A 16131-nucleotide genomic window follows, 5' to 3' on the forward strand; every position below is an offset into this window, starting at 1 on the left:
GGTGTAGCGCTGCACGATCGGCACCAGCATGGCGTTGAGCGCGGTCGTCGACATGCGCTCGTATTCGCGGATCTCGGGCGAAATGTCGGAGGCCAGCGTGATCGCGACGCCCGGCAGCAGCGACGAGAGGATGGCGCCGGCACGCCGCTCATGGGCCGGGTTGGCATAAGCATGGAGCAGGCAGATGGCGACGGATTTGACGCCGGCCTTGGCGATCTCGCTGGCGATGCGGCTGAGATCATCCTCGTCGAGCGGCACGGTGATCTCGCCGGCCGCGTTGACGCGCTCCTTCACGCCGAAGCAGAGGCGGCGCGCGACCAGCGGCAGCGGCTGGGCGAGCGTGATCGCGTAGACATCGGTGCGGCCATGCCGGCCGATCTGCATCACGTCTTCGAAGCCCGCGGTGGTGACGACGGCGCCGAGCGGCAATTTGCGTTCAAGCACGGCATTGGTCGCGATCGTCGTGCCGTGCAGCAGGTATTGCACGGCTGCAAGCGGGAAGCCGAAGCGCTCGGACGCCTGCCGGATGCCGGTGATCAGGCCGATCGAGGGGTCGGCCGGCGTGCTCGGCGTCTTGATCTGGTGGATCGCGCCGGAATTGGCGTCGAGGATCTCGATATCGGTGAAGGTGCCGCCGATATCGACGGCGATGCGGATGTCGGGCTCCACAGGCAAAGCTCCAGGGTTCCCGCTCGCGGTCATGCGAGCGGGGCAGGTTGGTCGAAGGATCAGCGTTCGGTCGGGCTGGCGCGCCTCAGGCGGCCATGGGCAACGTCATGGGCGTCATTTCACGAAGGTCTTGGCCAAGCCGGAGGTGCGGTCCACCACCAACACGACGACGAGGCTGAGGACGACGAGCAGCACGGAGAGCGCCGCCACGAGCGGGTCCGCCTGCTGCTCGACATGGTGATACATCGCGACCGGCAGCGTCGAGATGCGCGGGCCAGTCATGAAGATCGACAGCACGACCTCGTCGAAGGAGACAAGGAAACACAAAGCCGTCGTGCCGATCAGGCCCGATTTCATCATCGGCAAGGTGATGCGGCGGAAGACGGTGAAGGGCGAGGCGCCGAGCGTGGAGGCGGCTTCCTCGACCGCGATCGGCAAGGTGGCCAGCGCCGTGGTGAGGACGCGCAGCGCATAGGGCAGCGTCACCACGAGATGCGCGAGGACGAGGCCGGGGAAGGTAGCAAGCAGGCCGAGCCTGGCGAAGACGATCAGGATCGCGAGGCCGAGCACGATGGTCGGCAGCAGCAGCGGCGCAGTGAACAGGCTCGACAGCACCTCCGCGCCGGCGGGCTTCAGCCTGACCAGCGCATAGGCGGCCGGCAGCGCGATCGCGAGGCTGATTGTGGTGACCACAGTGGCCAGCACGAGGCTGGTCCAGAAGGCCGCCGTCATCTTGCTGTTGGCGAAGATCGCCGGATACCATTTCAGGCTCCAGCTCGTCGGCGGGAAGGTCATGAAGGCATCGCCGGAGAAGGAAATCGGCAGAACGACGATGAGCGGCGCCAGCAGGAAGGCGAACATCACCCCCGCGAGGATCTTCAGGGTGAGCGAGACGGGACGTTCATCCATGACGGGCCTCCCTCACAGGATTGCGCGCAGGGCGCGAGTGTAGAGCACGAGCGCGCCGCCGAAGATGACGAGGACGAGGATCGAGAGCGTCGCGGCGAGCGGCCAGTTCAGCGTGACGATCGCCTGGTCGTAGATCTCGGTCGCGAGCAGGAAGACGCGCCCGCCGCCGAGCAGCTTCGGCGTGATGAAGGACGAGACCGCCAGCACGAAGCAAAGCAGGCAGCCGAGCGCGATGCCCGGCAGGGTCAGCGGCAGGATGATGCGGCGGAAGATGGTGAAGGGCGGAGCGCCGAGCGTGGAGGCCGCTTCCTCGATGCGCGGGTCGAGCCGGCCGAAGCCGGCGAGCAGCGCCAGGATCATGTAGGGCATCAGGATCTCGGTGAGGCCGATGGTGACGCCGGTGAGGTTGAACATCATTCGCTGCGGCGGCAGGCCGAGCGCGCCGAGCGAATTGTTGACGAGGCCGCTGTCGGAGAGGATCGCGATCCAGCCATAGGTGCGCACCACCGCCGAGGTCAGCAGCGGCGAGATCACCAGCACGAGCAGGATCGTCTTCCAGGTGCCTGTCGACCGATGCAGGTAGAGCGCGATCGGGTAGGAGCAGACCAGCGTCAGCAGGGTGATGCCGAGGCTCACCGAGACGCTGTTGACGATCAGCTCGGCATAGAAGCTGTCCGTGACCATCTTGGCCCAGGTCGCCAGCGTATAGACCTCGCGCATCGCGCCGGTCGGCTCCACCTCGTAGAACGACATGCGCGCGAGGTTGAGCACGGGCGCGAGGAAGCCGATCGCATTGATCAGCGCGATCGGCGCCAGGAGCGCGACGATCAGCCCGAGCCTGCTGCGGCGCGGGGGTAGGGCGGGCGCAAGGGCCGTGGCCGCGCTCATGCCGCCGCCCCGTAGACGAAGATGTCCTGCGGGCGCCAGGACAGGCTGACCTGCGTGCCCGGCGCGAGCACGGTTTCGCCGCCGCGCGTCGCGAGCTCGACCGAGACGATCTGGCCGCCGACATCGACATCATATTGCAGGATATCGCCGGAGAAGATCGCGCGGGCGATCGTCCCGGTAACGCCTTCGCTGCCGGTCGACGGCGAGAGCGCGATGCGGTGCGGCCGGATCATCACCTGGACCGGGCCGGAAAGGCCGGCAGGGGCGGGGACGCGCTGGCCGGCGAACTCCGCCGCGCCGTCTTTCGCAACGGCCTTCAATCGGTTGGTGCGTCCGACGAAGCTCGCGACGAAGGCGGTCTTCGGCCGCTCATAGAGATCGACCGGCGTGCCGACCTGCTCCAGCCGGCCCTCGTTCATCACGACGACTTTGTCGCACATGGTCAGGGCCTCGCCCTGGTCATGGGTCACGAAGATCGCGGTGATGCCCAAGCTCTTCTGGATGTCGCGGATTTCGTTGCGCATCTCGTCGCGCAGCTTGGCGTCGAGATTGGAGAGCGGCTCGTCGAGCAGCAGGATCGAGGGGCGGATCACCAATGCACGCGCCAGCGCGACGCGCTGCTGCTGGCCGCCGGAGAGCTGCGCCGGCTTGTGCTCCTCCTTGCCGGTGAGGTGCACGAGCGCGATCGCTTCCCTGACCCGGCGGGCGATCTCGTCCTTCGGCACCTTCCGCATCTCCAGGCCGAAGGCGACGTTCCTGGCGATGCTCATATGCGGAAACAGCGCATAGCTCTGGAAGACGAGCCCCATGTCGCGGCGATGCGTTTCCACCGTGGTGAGGTCCTGCCCGCCGACGACGATGCGGCCCGCGGTCGCCGGCACGAGGCCGGCGATCATCCGAAGCGAGGTCGTCTTGCCGCAGCCGGAGGGGCCGAGGAAGGCGACGAGCTCGCCCTTGGGCACTTCGAGGTCGAAATTGTCGACCGCCGTGAAGCCGGCATAGCGCTTGGTCAGCCCGCGGATGGAGAGGAAGCCTTCACCCGCAGTGCCATTCGTACCCTGGTCCGGTGCCGTGCTCTGGTCGGTCATGATCGCGCGTCCTCAGCGGCTCAGCGGGATCACCTTGCGGCGCCATTGCTCCATGATCGGGTCGCGGACCTTGGCGAGCGCGATCCAGTCGACGGGGATGACCTTGTCCATCGACTTGACGGCGGTGCGGGCGATGGCCGCCTCCGAGATCTGCGCCTTGGCGTTGGTCGGGGCGTAGAACATGCTCTCGGTGAAGGCCTTCTGAGCTTCCGGCGAGAGGGCATAGTCGATGAACTTGGCGCCGGCATCCTTGCCCGGGCCATTGGCGACATAGTTGATCGTGTTGATCTGGAAGACGCTGCCTTCCTGCGGCAGCACCGTCTTGAGCTTGCCGCCGGAGGTGTCGGCATTGACCTGCGCGCGGGCGTTCCAGCCGGCGCCGATTACGGCCTGGCCGGAGATGATCACCGGATAGACTTCCGGCTTCGGCTCCCAGGTCTGGACATTGGGCGCGATCTCGCCGAGCGCGGTAATGCCCTTGTCGACGTTCTGGAGATAATCCGTGCCGCCGCGGGCCTTGTCCATGATCAGGACCAGCGAGAGGCCCTGGATATCGGGCATGCCGGGGATCGCGACCTTGCCCTTGTACTCGGGCTTGGCGAGATCCATCCAGCTCTTCGGCGCGTCCTTCACGGTGTCGCCGTTATAGAGCATGACGAGGTTGTCGAAGGTCACGGCGACGCCGTCGACATCGGGGATGCGGGCGTTGGGATAGAGATCGGCGACGTTCTTCGAGACCTTCTCGTCGATCTTGTTGAACAGCTTCTCGTCGGTCGCGGCCTTGGAGACGGAAACGTCCATGATGACGACGTCGGCCTGCGGCGCGGCCTTCTGGGCGCGCAGCGTGCCCAGCATCTGGGCCGAGTTCGGCATCGGGAAATACTCGACCTTGATGCCCGGATTGGCCTTCATGAACGGCTCGACCACCGCCTTGGTGTAGCGCTCCTGGAAGAGGCCGGCATAGGCCATGACGGTGACGGTCTGCTGCTGCGCCAGCACCTGCGTGGAGACACCGCTCATGAGCAGGGCGGCGATGGTGAGCTTGGTCGACAGATTCATGCGATGATCCCCTCTGTTGTGGTTATGCAGGCGGTCTTTGCCGCCCGTCGTTCGGTCTGGTCGCTTCTGTGACGTGTTCGATGCAAGGCTCAGGCCTTGGCGAGCTTGCCCTCCACCAGCGCGGTCGCGCCCGAAATGTCGGGCAGTTTCTCGCCCTTGCGCAAGCGCTCGAGCAGCACGAGTTCCTGCTGCTGCATCTCGATCGCCTTGCGGGCATAGGCCTCCGCCGTCGCCGCCTTGAACACCACGACGCCGCTCTCGTCGCACAGCACCGCATCGCCCGGCTCGATGGTCTGGCCGCCGACGCTGACCGGCACGTTGATCGCGCCTTCGGTGCCCAGGATCTTGGTGGTGATCGGGGAGGGGCCGCGGCACCAGATCGGCATGTCGGTCTTGACGATCTCGGAGAAATCCGTCGCCGGGCCGTCGATGACGCCGGCCGCGACGCCCGCATTCTTCATGGAATGGGTGACGACGCCGCCCCAGCAGGCATGCTTGGTGTCACCGCAGCGGTCGATGACGACGACATCGCCGGGGCGCACCAGCTTGGTGAGGTAGTGCAGCGCGGTCGAATCCGCATGCGGGATGCGGATGGTGACCGCCGTGCCGGCAATGCGCTTGGTCGGCAGCACCGCCCTGATCTCACGATCGACGAAGCCGGAATGCAGGACATGGCCGATGGTCGCGACCTCGCATTGCTGCAGCAGGGAGACCAGCTCGCCGGAGATCTGCGCCGGCATCGGGTTGACGATGAACATGGGCGGCTCTCCGGATCAGGCGATGACGTGGTGGTTGGCGACGGGCACCGCGGCACGGACCTTGGCCGTGTAGTCGAAATCGAGCTTGCCGCTGGTGGTGCCGATGCCGTCCGAGACCTGGGCGGTGACGTGGCCCCAGGGGTTGATCACCATCGAATGGCCGTAGCAGGCGTTCTTGCCCTGGGCATGGGTGCCGGTCTGGCCGGTGGCGAGGAACCAGGTCTGCGTCTCGCAGGCACGGGCCCGCGCCAGCAATTCCCAATGGTCCTTGCCGGTCATCAGCGTGAACGCGGCCGGCAGCACGATCACGTCGGCGCCGGCATCGCGCAGTTTGCGGAAGAGCTCGGGGAAGCGGATGTCGTAGCAGATCGCGCAGCCCACCGTGGTGTCGCCGACCTGGTAGGTGACGACGTCCTTGCCGCGCGAGACCATATTGGACTCACGGTAGCTGACGCCGCCCGGCGCATCGACATCGAAGAGATGGATCTTGCGGTAGCGCGCGATCTCCTTGCCATCAGGCCCGAACACGACGGTCGCGTTGAAATAGTCGTCGCCATCGCGCTCGGCGACGCTGCCGGCATGGATGGTGACGCCGTGCTTCTCGGCGAGGCCCGACATCAGGCGATAGCTCTCGCCGTTCGGGAAGGTCTCGGCGCTCTCGCGCATCGCGGCCGGGCTGCCATCGAGGAAGGCGTAGTATTCCGGCAGCACGATCAGGTCGGGATTGTCCTCGGCGACGACCTTCTCGATCATGGCGCGCGCGGTTTTCAGGTTCGCGGCCTTGTCGTCCTGCGAATTCATCTGGATGAGCGAGACTTTCACCGGCGTTCTCCCTGTGGCCGGGATATCGAGGCAGGGCGCTCTGCGGCGGATATCCTGCTTGCTGTCGGCCGAGGGGCAGGAGACCAAAGCCGGACGGTGCCGGCAAACGCGAAATTCTTGTCCGGCTCGACAAGAATTGTTTATGACGGCCGCAAGCTCGGGGCAGGGGCCGTGGACGCCGCGATTTCGGCGGCCATGCCGGCGATGAGCGCGGGCAGGGCATTGCCGGGATTGTCGTTGTAGACGGCGTGGAAATGCAGCGCCGGCAGCTTCGCGTCGACCTCGAGGACCTGCAGGTCGCCATTGTCGAGGAATTCCTGGACCACGACCTGCGGCAGCACGGCGACGCCGACGCCGTCGCGGATCAGGCGCGTGATGGTGGCGAGCGAGTTCGAGTTGAAGACGCGGACCGCCTCGGCATCGACATCCGCAACCTCGATCGCCCGCAGCACGGAGTGGTGCGGCTGCGAGCCCTTCGAATAGGCGAAGATCGGGTAGTCGACGAGATCGGCGATGGCCAGCCGCCCCGGCTTGAGCGCAAGCCCGGGCGCGGCGATCCAGAGACAATCGAAGACGCAGAGCTCGATATTACGGATATGCGGCGCGACGACGGGCCCCATGATCAGGCCGAGATCCACCTGGCCGTCCTGGATCTGGCGCGCGAGGTTCAGGCTGGTGTCGACATTGAGGTCGATGGCGACATTCGGATAGCTGACCTTCACACGCTCGATCAGGCGCGGCAGCCAGGCGTAGACGATCGAGTCGATCGCGCCGATCCTCACCGTGCCGCGCATCTGGCCGGCATCGGCGACCGAGCGTTCGAGCTCGGCCACCTGCCGCATGATCGCCTCGGCCTGCGGCAGGGCGCGCTGGCCATGCGGCGTCAGGCTCACCGTGCGCAGGTCGCGCTCGAACAGGCGCACGCCCAGCTCGCGTTCGAGCGTAGCGATGCGGTTGGAGACGGCGGCCTGCGTCGTGCAGAGCTTCTCCGCGGCGAGCGAGAAATTCCGCAACCTTGCGACCCAGACGAAGGTTTCCAGGAATTTCAGGTTCAAGACGACGACGCTTTCACTGGGGCAGGCTGTCCGTGGCCGGCAGGCTAACGCCATTCCGGCCGGGCGACCACAGCGAGGCCTGTAGAACGCGCGTCAAGCGTGGTGCAGGATCTGACCGAGGAACTTGCGCGTCCGCTCGCTTTGCGGGGCGGAGAAGAACTGGTCCGGCGGGGCCATCTCGACGATCTCGCCGGCATCCATAAAGATCACGCGGTCGGCGACCTTGCGCGCGAAGCCCATCTCGTGGGTGACGCAGATCATGGTCATGCCGCTCTCGGCGAGCTCGACCATGGTGTCGAGGACCTCGCTGACCATCTCCGGGTCGAGCGCCGAGGTCGGCTCGTCGAACAGCATGATCTTCGGGTTCATGCAGAGCGAGCGCGCGATCGCGACGCGCTGCTGCTGCCCGCCGGAGAGCTGGACCGGATATTTATGGGCTTGCTCGGGGATGTGGACGCGCTCCAGGATCTTGCGGGCGGTGGCCTCGGCCTCGGCTTTCGGCGTGCCGCGCACCTTCATCGGCGCCAGCGTGCAGTTTTCCAGCGCGGTGAGATGCGGGAACAGGTTGAAGCTCTGGAAGACCATGCCGATCTCGCGGCGGATATCCTCGATGCCCTTGAGCCTGGCGTGGACGGTGGTGCCGTCGATGACGATCTCGCCCTTCTGATGCTCCTCGAGCTGGTTCAGGCAGCGGATCAGCGTCGACTTGCCCGAGCCCGAGGGGCCGCAGATGACGATGCGCTCGCCGCGCGAGACCGTGAGGTCGATATCGCGCAGGACGTGGAAGTCGCCATAGAACTTGTCGACCTTGCGCATCTCGATGATCGGGGCGCCGATCTCGGCTTCGGGTGAGGCGATAGCGGCCATCTGGACAACCGTTCTGGACTGGCTGGTGGAAGAAGCGCCCGGCCTCGGGACCGGGCGCTTGCGCTGTGACGGGAACCGACGCGATTGCGCCGGCCCGTACGTCGTCCCGGATCTGATCCGGGACGACGTCGTAGTGGCATGGACGATCAGAACTTTCCGGATTCGAACACCGGCATCGGCGGCAGCTTCGGCAGGGGGATGCCGAACCACTTCTGGTTGATCTTCGAGAGCTCGCCATTGCCGTCGATCTCGGCGATGAACTTGTTGGAGAACTCGGCCAGCGCGGTGTCGGACTTGCGGAAGGCCATGCCGTTGGCCTGCTCCTTCAGCGTGATCTTCGGCTCGATATTGAGCTGCGGATAATCCTTGTTGAGCTGGGCGAGAATGGTGTTGCTCGCGCCCATCGCCTGGACCTGGCCGGAGATCAGCGCCTGGAGGGTGGTGGCATCGTCGTCGAAGCGCTTGAGCGGCGTGCCCTGCGGGATGATGGCGCTGAGCGCGATGTCCTGCGTCGAGGCGCGCGCGACGCTGATCGTCACGTTCTTCAGGTCTTCCGGCGTCTTGATGTTGAGGCTCTTGGGCGCCAGCACATAGATCGTCAACGTGCTGTAGGGGTTGGAGAACAGCACCTGCTTCTGGCGCTCCGGGGTGATGCCGAAGGTCGCGATCAGGAGGTCGACCTTGTTGGTCAGCAGGTAGGGGATGCGGTTCGGGCCGGTGACGGGCACGAGCTCCAGCTTCACGCCGAGCGACTTGGCCATCAGCGCGGCGACGTCGGCATCGTAGCCGGCCGGCTGTTGGTTGGCGTCGGTGCCGCCGAAGGGCGGATAGTCGGTGAGCACGCCGACCATCAGCTTGCCGCGGGCCTTGATCTCGTCGGGCGTGGCGGCCTGGGCCGGGGCGGCGTGGAGTGCGGCGGAAGCGAGGCCGGCGAAGACCAGCGCGCCGAGGCTGCGGCGGCAAATCGATTTAAACAGCGACATGGACGTTCTCCTCTGGGGTGTAGGCTTGGTATTGCGCAGCCGCGCCTAGCGCGCGGCGACGAGGAGCTTCTGCTCCATCCTCTTGCTGTAGGCCGAGAGCGGCCGGCAGATGACGTAATACATCAGCGCGACGAGCGCGAAGATCGTGAAGGGCCGGAAGGTCGCGTTGTTGATGATCTGCGCGGCGCGCGTCAGCTCGACGAAGCCGATGATCGAGGCGAGCGAGGTGCCTTTGATGAGCTGCACGAGGAAGCCGATCGTCGGCGGAATGGCGATGCGGACCGCCTGCGGCGCGAGGACGAGCACCATCTTCGGCCAGTAGCGCAGGCCGAGCGAGGTCGCAGCCTCCCATTGCCCGCGGGGCACGACCTCGAGCGCGCCGCGCCAGATCTCGCCCAGGAAGGCGCTGGCATGGAGCGAGAGGCCGAGCGCGGCCGCCATCCAGGGATCGACCGACCAGCCGAACAGGCCGGGCACGAAGAAGGCGAGGAAGAGCTGCATCAAGAGCGGCGTGCCCTGGAAGACCTTGATGTAGCCGGCCGAGGCGACCCTGAGCCACTTGTATTCGCCGGTGCGGGCGAGCGCGACCAGCACGCCGCCGAGCGCGCCGCCGAGGAAGGCGACGAGCGAAAGCAGCAGCGTCCAGCGCACTGCCATGATGATGTAGATGATGTCGCCTGATCCGAGCGTGCGCATGTCGTCACCTCACCGGGTTGGCTTGCGCAGGAAGGCGCGCTCGATGCCGGCGAAGACCGACCAGAAGAAGACGGAGAGGCCAAGATACATGCAGGTGACGACGAAATAGACCTCGAAGCTGCGGAAGGTGCGCGACTGGATATCGCCCGCCACCGCCGTCAACTCGCTCGCCGCGATCGCCGAGCAGACGCTGGTGTTCAGCATCAGCAGGATGAACTGGCTGGTCAGCGAAGGGTAGATCGCCTGGATCGCCGGTTTCAGGATGATGTAGCGGAAAATCTGGAGCGGGCGCATGCCCAGCGACTTGCCCGCCTCGACCTGACCCTTCTGGATGCTCTCGATGCCGGCGCGGATGATCTCGATGCCATAGGCGCCGACATTCACCACCAGTGCCAGCAGTGCCGCGCCATTGGAGGAGAATTTCAGGCCGAGCGAGGGCAGGCCGAAATAGATCATGAAGATCTGGATCAGGAACGGCGTGTTGCGGATCAGCTCGATATATTCGTCGATGATCAAGACCAGCCATTTCGGCCCCGAGGTCTTGCCGAGCGCGCCGGCAACCGAGACCACCATGCCGATCGCCATCGCCAGCGCCGAGAGCACCAGCGAGTTGAGCAAGCCCTGCAGCAGTTCTGGCCAGGCCGCGAAGACGTCGGTGAAATCGAATTCATAGCTCATGCGGACAGGCCCCTCAGGGGCTTCCGCTGCTCGACAGCCTGCATCGATCATGTCCTCCCTGAATATCCGGCCGGCTTGCCGCCGGCTTCTCGGTCGTGCCGGTCCAGTCTTGCTACAATCGCGGAATCAGCAAGCCGCCATCGACATTGATCACTGTTCCCGTCGCATAGGCGAATTGCCCGCTCGTCAGGGCGGCGACCGCGGCTGCGACATCCTCGCCTTCGCCCCAGCGCCCGGCGGGGATCAGCCCGTCGGCGATGCGGGCGTCGTATTTGGCCGCGACCTTTGCGGTCATGTCGGTGCGGATCACGCCAGGCCGGACTTCGAAGACCGGAATGCCCTCCGGCGCCAGCCTGACGGCGAGCGCCTTCGCCCACATCGAGAGGCCGAGCTTGGAGACGCAGTATTGCGCCCGGTCGATCGAGACGAGCTCCGTCGAAGCCGAGGTGATGAAGACGATTCCCGGACGCTCCGGCCTGTCCGCCAGCATCGCCTTCGCGACCTCCTGGCTGAGGAAGGCGGCGCCGCGCAGGTTGATGCCCATCACGAGGTCGAAGCTCTCCTCCGTGATCTCCAGCATGTCGCCACGCACAGGCGCGCCGATGCCGGCATTGGAGACGAAGAGATCGAGCCGGCCGAAGGCGGCCTTCACATCGGCGACGAGGCCGGCATGGCTCGGGACGGCCGCGACATCATGCTTGAAGAAGCGGGCCTTCGCGCCGGCCGCCTCGAACAGCTTCACGGCTTCGGCGACGGCCTCATCCTCGGCGATATCGGTGAAAGCGATGTCGTAGCCGGCCTTGGCGAGGGCGATACCGATGGCGCGGCCGATGCCGCGCCTGGCGCCGGTGATGAGAGCGACGGGACGTGTCATCTCACTCTCCCCGATAGGTCGGCGTGCGCTTTTCCTGGAAGGCGGAGACGCCTTCCTTGACGTCGTCCGTATAGGAGACGAACGAGCTCGCCAACGTCTCCATGATCGCGCCGGTATCCTCGTCCTCGGCGGCATTGATGAGCTGCTTGACGACGATATTGGCGACCGGACCGCGCTGGCAGATCCGCTCGGCCATGGCCTGCGCCGCGGCGAGCGCGCCGCCCTTCTCGACGACCTGATCGACGATGCCGAGCGAAAGCGCGGTCTCGGCCGTGACGATTTCGCCGGTGAGCGCAAGGCGGCGCGCGACCTGCCCGCCGAGGCGCCGGACCAGGCGCTGCGTGCCCGACCAGCCGGGGATCATGCCGAGCCCGGTTTCGGGCAGGCCGATCTTGGCCTGGACCTCGCAGATGCGGATATCGGCGGTGACGGCGAGTTCGAGCCCGCCGCCGAGGGCATGGCCGTTCAGCGCGGCGATGACCGGCGGCTTCACCCGGGCAAGCTTATCGAAGACGCGATGCCCGGAGCGGACCCAGCCCTGACCCATCTCCAGGGCCGAGAGCCCGCCCCAGGCGACGATATCGCCGCCGGCGCAGAAGGCCTTTCCCTCGGCCGTCAGGATGACGGCGCGGACAGAGCGATCGGCGTCGATCGCATCGGCAAAGCGGCCGAGCAGGCCGACCATGACGTCGTCGAGCGCGTTGAGCTTTTCCGGCCGGGCGAGCGTGATCGTCGCGATGCCCTGGGCGATGTCGAGGCGGACGGGCTCGCTCATGCCGCCCTCGCGGGGAGTTCGAGGCCGATCAGGGCGTCATCGAAGAGCGCGGCGTCCATCAGCTTCGGCTGCTGCGGCACCAGCAGCGGGAACTCGCTCTGGCTCAGGATATCGCGCTCCAGATCGACGCCGGGTGCGATCTCGGTGACGACGATGCCCTCGGCCGTCAGCTTCATCACGCAGCGCTCGGTGACATAGGTGATGTCCTGGCCTTGGGCGATCGCACGCGGGCCGGAGAAGGAGATGTGCTCGACCGCCTCGACCAGCTTCTTCACCTTGCCCTCCTTCTCGATGACGAGCTTGCCATCGGCGATCGCGAGCTTGGCGGCGGCGCTGAAATAGCCGGAGAAGACGATGCGCTTGGCCCGCGCGGTGATGTCGATGAAGCCGCCGGCGCCCGCCGTGACATGCGGGCGTACGCCGAGCTTGGAGACGTTGACGCAGCCTTGCCGGTCGATCTGCAGGAAGGAGAGCAGCGATAGGTCGAAGCCCGCTCCCTGGAAGTAGGTGAACTGATAGGGGGAGGGGACGATCGCCTCGGCATTGGAGGCGCAGCCGAACTGGAATTCGAGCAGCGGCACGCCGCCGACCGCGCCCTGCTCGATCACCCAGGTGACCGCGCCGTGTTGGCCTTCCTCGATCAGGATACGCGGGACATTAGCCGAGATGCCGAAGCCGATATTGACGGCGTCGCCGTAGCGAAGCTCCTGCGCGACGCGGCGCGCGATCACCTTGGCGACGTCGAAAGCCGGGGTCTCGAAGCTCGACAGCGGCCGGCGCACCTCACCGGAGATCGCGGGGTCGTAGACGGTCTGCGTCGTCTGCATCTGGTCGGGCGCGACCACGATCGCATCGACGAGGATGCCGGGCACGAAGACTGCCTGCGTGTTGAGGCTGCCGGCTTCGACCACGCGCTTCACCTGCGCGATGACGATGCCGCCATTGTTGCGCACGGCCAGCGCCTGATCGAGCGGGCCGAGCAGGCCGCCTTCATGCTCGTAGGAGAGATTGCCGCGCTCGTCGGCCGTGGTGGCGCGGATGATCGCGACCTTCGGGACGATGCTGCGGAAATAGAGCCAGTCCTCGCCATCGAACTCCACGCGGCTGACGATTGGTTCGGCCATGGCGCGCGCGTTCATGGCGCAGCCCTGGTGCTTGGGATCGACAAAAGTGTCCATGCCGATCTTGGTCAGCACGCCCGGCCGCTTGGCGGCGGCTTCGCGATGCATGTCGAACAGGATGCCGCTGGGGATGTTGTAGGCCGGGATCTCATTGCCCGTGACCATCTGCCAGATCGCGGGCGGCTCGGCCGAGGACGGGCCGGAGGGGTAGGAACCGCCCATGATCCGCGCCAGCAGGCCGGGCTTGGCGATGTGGTCGACGCCCTTGACGCCCCACATGTCGCCGGCCGCGATCGGATGCAGCGTCGTCAGGTTGCGCGGATGGCCGGAGGCGTCGAAGCGTCGGCCGATCGCCGCCAGCACGGCATCCGGGCAGCCGAGGCCGGAGGAGGAGGAGACCGTGACGATCGCCTGGTCCGGGATCAGGGCGGCGGCTTCGTCGGCGGAGAGGATGCGGGGGAAGGCCATGGGTTGCGTCTCTTCGAAAAAGGGATCAGCCGGCGGCAGCGAGCGCGCGCTGATAGGCGCCGCAGGATTCGCGGATGACGAGATGGGCGGGGCCGATGAAGCTTTCGGGCTCCGCTGAGGGATCGTTGATCTGCTTCAGCAGCAGCGCTGCGGCGCGCTCGCCGAGGCCGACGGGATCGACCGCGACGGTGGTCAGCGCGGGCGAGACATGGCGCGCCTCGCTGGTATCGTCGAAGCCGACGATGGCGATATCGCGCCCGACGACGAGACCGTGGCGTGCGGCGGCCAGCATCGCGCCGATGGCTGTGACGTCGTTGTAGCAGACGACCGCGGTCGGCCGGTCGGCGAGGGAGAGCACCGCGCTCATCGCGCCGAAGCCGCCGTCGCGCGTCGGCATGCTCTCGAGATTGAGCGCCGGGTCGACATTGCGGCCGGCCGCTTCCATCGCCGAGAGGAAGCCGCCATGGCGCTCCTGCCGGACGACCATGGAATGCATGCCGCCGAGGAAGGCGATGCGCTCGTGACCGAGATTGATGAGATGGCGCGTGACGCGGCTGGCGCCAACCAGATTTTCCGGCACGACGACGCTTGTCTCGGCACCGGGCAGGCGGCGGATCGCGACCAGCAGCGCGGTTCCGGCCGCCTTGGCCCAGTCGAGATGCTCGGGCCGCGTATCCAGCGCCGGACAAAGGATGATGCCGCCGGCGCCGTGCTCGCGCATCATCCGCATCACCTGTTCCTGCCGCACCACGCTTTCGGCGGTGTTGGCCATAAAGGCGACGTAGCCGGCCATCTGCAGGACCTTCTCCACGCCGATGGCGAATTCCGCGAAGAACGGGTTGGAGAGGTCGTTGAGGACGAGGCCGACGATGCGGGACTGCGCATTGCGCAGATTGGCGGCGCCGCGATTATAGACATAGCCGAGCCGGTCCATCGTCTGCAGGACGTGCTGGCGGGTCTCGGGCTTCACTGCGCCGCGGCCCGTGAGGACGAGCGAGACCGTCGATTTCGAGACGCCGGCGGCGTCCGCGATCTCGATGATCGTCACCTTTCCGTTGCTGCCTTGCGGCTGCGGCATCGTTTCGCCCCTGATGCGCGTGGCGCTGTTCTTTTCTTGGAACGTTCCATTATCAGCGAATGGATCGGTGCGCAATATCCCTCTTTCAAAGCTTTTTGCACGCCTGTATAAGGCTGGAAACGCGTTCCTTTATTGGAACGTTCCAATAAATAACCGGAGGAAGCGATGGTCGAGATCAGCCTGCCCCGCATGGAGGGCAGCAGCGAGCGCTACAGGCTGGCGCCGTCTTCGCCTTTCCCGCGTGCAGCCAAGGCCAACGGTATTCGCACCGTCTATGCCGCTGCCCATGTCGTCGCCGATCCGCTCAGGCTGGTCGATCCCTGGCGCGAGCCGGCCGTCGATTGGGATGCGACGCTGGCCTTCCGGCGCCATCTCTGGGGCCTGGGTTTCAAGATCGCCGAGGCGATGGACACCTCCCAGCGCGGCATGGGGCTGGACTGGCAGAACGCGGCGGAGCTGATCACCCGCGTCCTCGCCGAGGCCAAGGCGACGCCGGGCGCCGATCTCGCCTGCGGCGCCGGCACCGATCAGCTTGCGCCGCAGGACGCTCGAAGCCTCGACGACGTGATCCGCGCCTATGAGGAGCAAATCGGCCATATAGAGGAGCACGGCGGCAAGATCATCCTGATGGCGAGCCGCGCGCTCTGCCGCGTCGCGAAGGGGCCGGAGGATTATCTCGCCGTCTATGGCCGCCTGATCCGCCAATGCTCGGGAAAGGTCATCCTGCACTGGCTCGGCGAGATGTTCGATCCGGCGCTCGCCGGCTACTGGGGCAGCCGCGATTTCGAGCCGTCGATGGAGACGGTGCTCACCCTGATCGGCGAGCACGCCGACAAGATCGACGGCATCAAGATCTCGCTGCTCGACGCCGGCAAGGAGATCACAATGCGCCGGCGCCTGCCGGCGGGCGTGGTCATGTATACCGGCGACGATTTCAACTATGCAGAGCTGATCGGCGGCGACGATCAAGGCTTCTCGCACGGGCTGCTGGGGATATTCGATCCGATCGCACCGGCTGCGGCCGCCGCCTTCGCCAGGCTGGAGGCGGGGGATCGCGCCGGCTTCCACGCCATCCTCGACCCGACCGTCGCGCTCTCGCGCCGGCTCTTCGAGGCGCCGACGCAGCATTACAAATGCGGCGTCGTCTTCCTCGCCTGGCTGAACGGCTTCCAGAGCCATTTCCGCATGGTTGGCGGTGCCGAATCCGCGCGCGGCATCCTGCATTACGCCGATCTCTTCCGCCTCGCCGACCAGTCGGGGCTCCTGATCGATCCCGAATTGGCGGCGCGCCGGATGACCCATCTCTGCGCCGTCAATGGTGTCGCCTGAGGAGGAAGCAAATC

At 66.2% G+C, this 16131-nt stretch carries 17 protein-coding genes; 1 reads left to right on the top strand and 16 read right to left on the bottom strand.

From position 1 onward, the window contains the following. From JHD80_RS09280 to JHD80_RS09355, 16 genes are all read right to left on the bottom strand, one after another. Nucleotides 1-669: hydantoinase/oxoprolinase N-terminal domain-containing protein (locus JHD80_RS09280; RefSeq protein WP_199086342.1), on the bottom strand; the 669-nt coding region annotated here is incomplete at its 3' end. Nucleotides 670-783: 114 nt separating this feature from the next. After that, nucleotides 784-1578 (bottom strand): ABC transporter permease, encoded by a 795-nt coding sequence (locus JHD80_RS09285; protein ID WP_199086344.1) that lies wholly within the window; start codon nt 1576-1578, stop codon nt 784-786. A 12-nt stretch (nt 1579-1590) separates the two neighbouring features. After that, nucleotides 1591-2466 carry an ABC transporter permease gene (locus tag JHD80_RS09290; protein ID WP_199086347.1) on the bottom strand — a complete coding sequence of 292 codons (876 nt, stop codon included), beginning with the start codon at nt 2464-2466 and terminating at the stop codon, nt 1591-1593. Further along, nucleotides 2463-3554: an ABC transporter ATP-binding protein gene (locus tag JHD80_RS09295; protein WP_199086348.1), complete on the bottom strand. Its 1092-nt coding sequence runs from the start codon at nt 3552-3554 to the stop codon at nt 2463-2465. Before JHD80_RS09295 ends, JHD80_RS09290 begins: the two co-directional genes overlap by 4 nt. A gap of 12 nt (nt 3555-3566) precedes the next feature. Further along, on the bottom strand, nt 3567-4607 hold the full coding sequence (locus tag JHD80_RS09300; RefSeq protein ID WP_465246509.1) for an ABC transporter substrate-binding protein: 1041 nt from the start codon (nt 4605-4607) through the stop codon (nt 3567-3569). Between the two features lie 95 nt (nt 4608-4702). Continuing rightward, nucleotides 4703-5371: an RraA family protein gene (locus JHD80_RS09305; RefSeq protein WP_199086350.1), complete on the bottom strand. Its 669-nt coding sequence runs from the start codon at nt 5369-5371 to the stop codon at nt 4703-4705. Between the two features lie 15 nt (nt 5372-5386). Beyond that, the gene (locus tag JHD80_RS09310; protein WP_199086352.1) at nt 5387-6193 is read right to left on the bottom strand and encodes a nitrilase-related carbon-nitrogen hydrolase; all 807 of its coding nucleotides are present in this window, start codon (nt 6191-6193) and stop codon (nt 5387-5389) included. Between the two features lie 140 nt (nt 6194-6333). Further along, nucleotides 6334-7248: a LysR family transcriptional regulator gene (locus JHD80_RS09315; protein WP_199086354.1), complete on the bottom strand. Its 915-nt coding sequence runs from the start codon at nt 7246-7248 to the stop codon at nt 6334-6336. A gap of 93 nt (nt 7249-7341) precedes the next feature. Continuing rightward, entirely contained in the window at nt 7342-8064 is a 723-nt protein-coding gene (locus JHD80_RS09320; RefSeq protein ID WP_282568374.1) for an amino acid ABC transporter ATP-binding protein, read from the bottom strand. 197 nt (nt 8065-8261) lie between these two features. Next, the gene (locus tag JHD80_RS09325; RefSeq protein WP_199086356.1) at nt 8262-9098 is read right to left on the bottom strand and encodes a transporter substrate-binding domain-containing protein; all 837 of its coding nucleotides are present in this window, start codon (nt 9096-9098) and stop codon (nt 8262-8264) included. A gap of 45 nt (nt 9099-9143) precedes the next feature. Continuing rightward, nucleotides 9144-9794: an amino acid ABC transporter permease gene (locus JHD80_RS09330; protein WP_199086358.1), complete on the bottom strand. Its 651-nt coding sequence runs from the start codon at nt 9792-9794 to the stop codon at nt 9144-9146. A 9-nt stretch (nt 9795-9803) separates the two neighbouring features. After that, nucleotides 9804-10472 carry an amino acid ABC transporter permease gene (locus tag JHD80_RS09335; protein WP_199086360.1) on the bottom strand — a complete coding sequence of 223 codons (669 nt, stop codon included), beginning with the start codon at nt 10470-10472 and terminating at the stop codon, nt 9804-9806. Between the two features lie 112 nt (nt 10473-10584). Continuing rightward, on the bottom strand, nt 10585-11346 hold the full coding sequence (locus tag JHD80_RS09340) for a 3-ketoacyl-ACP reductase (protein ID WP_199086362.1): 762 nt from the start codon (nt 11344-11346) through the stop codon (nt 10585-10587). A 1-nt stretch (nt 11347) separates the two neighbouring features. Then, nucleotides 11348-12121 carry an enoyl-CoA hydratase/isomerase family protein gene (locus JHD80_RS09345; protein ID WP_199086364.1) on the bottom strand — a complete coding sequence of 258 codons (774 nt, stop codon included), beginning with the start codon at nt 12119-12121 and terminating at the stop codon, nt 11348-11350. Beyond that, a complete protein-coding gene (locus tag JHD80_RS09350; RefSeq protein ID WP_199086365.1) occupies nt 12118-13710 on the bottom strand; it encodes an acyl CoA:acetate/3-ketoacid CoA transferase in 1593 nt (530 codons plus the stop codon). The genes JHD80_RS09345 and JHD80_RS09350 overlap by 4 nt, the downstream gene beginning before the upstream one ends. 25 nt (nt 13711-13735) lie before the next feature. After that, nucleotides 13736-14788 carry a LacI family DNA-binding transcriptional regulator gene (locus tag JHD80_RS09355; protein ID WP_199086367.1) on the bottom strand — a complete coding sequence of 351 codons (1053 nt, stop codon included), beginning with the start codon at nt 14786-14788 and terminating at the stop codon, nt 13736-13738. Nucleotides 14789-14953: 165 nt separating this feature from the next. Between JHD80_RS09355 and JHD80_RS09360 the strand changes: the two genes are divergently transcribed. Continuing rightward, nucleotides 14954-16117 (top strand): dihydrodipicolinate synthase family protein, encoded by a 1164-nt coding sequence (locus JHD80_RS09360; protein WP_199086369.1) that lies wholly within the window; start codon nt 14954-14956, stop codon nt 16115-16117. The last annotated feature ends 14 nt before the right edge of the window (nt 16118-16131 follow it).

The organism is Allobosea sp. ASV33 (assembly GCF_016428755.1).
Taxonomy (GTDB): domain Bacteria; phylum Pseudomonadota; class Alphaproteobacteria; order Rhizobiales; family Beijerinckiaceae; genus Allobosea.

Bases quoted from the DNA above. Each gene is read 5' to 3' on its own strand.
- JHD80_RS09285 (WP_199086344.1), bottom strand. From the start codon at position 1,578: ATGGATGAACGTCCCGTCTCGCTCACCCTGAAGATCCTCGCGGGGGTG.
- JHD80_RS09290 (WP_199086347.1), bottom strand. From the start codon at position 2,466: ATGAGCGCGGCCACGGCCCTTGCGCCCGCCCTACCCCCGCGCCGCAGC.
- JHD80_RS09295 (WP_199086348.1), bottom strand. From the start codon at position 3,554: ATGACCGACCAGAGCACGGCACCGGACCAGGGTACGAATGGCACTGCG.
- JHD80_RS09305 (WP_199086350.1), bottom strand. From the start codon at position 5,371: ATGTTCATCGTCAACCCGATGCCGGCGCAGATCTCCGGCGAGCTGGTC.
- JHD80_RS09320 (WP_282568374.1), bottom strand. From the start codon at position 8,064: ATGCGCAAGGTCGACAAGTTCTATGGCGACTTCCACGTCCTGCGCGAT.
- JHD80_RS09325 (WP_199086356.1), bottom strand. From the start codon at position 9,098: ATGTCGCTGTTTAAATCGATTTGCCGCCGCAGCCTCGGCGCGCTGGTC.
- JHD80_RS09330 (WP_199086358.1), bottom strand. From the start codon at position 9,794: ATGCGCACGCTCGGATCAGGCGACATCATCTACATCATCATGGCAGTG.
- JHD80_RS09335 (WP_199086360.1), bottom strand. From the start codon at position 10,472: ATGAGCTATGAATTCGATTTCACCGACGTCTTCGCGGCCTGGCCAGAA.
- JHD80_RS09340 (WP_199086362.1), bottom strand. From the start codon at position 11,346: ATGACACGTCCCGTCGCTCTCATCACCGGCGCCAGGCGCGGCATCGGC.
- JHD80_RS09345 (WP_199086364.1), bottom strand. From the start codon at position 12,121: ATGAGCGAGCCCGTCCGCCTCGACATCGCCCAGGGCATCGCGACGATC.
- JHD80_RS09350 (WP_199086365.1), bottom strand. From the start codon at position 13,710: ATGGCCTTCCCCCGCATCCTCTCCGCCGACGAAGCCGCCGCCCTGATC.
- JHD80_RS09355 (WP_199086367.1), bottom strand. From the start codon at position 14,788: ATGCCGCAGCCGCAAGGCAGCAACGGAAAGGTGACGATCATCGAGATC.
- JHD80_RS09360 (WP_199086369.1), top strand. From the start codon at position 14,954: ATGGTCGAGATCAGCCTGCCCCGCATGGAGGGCAGCAGCGAGCGCTAC.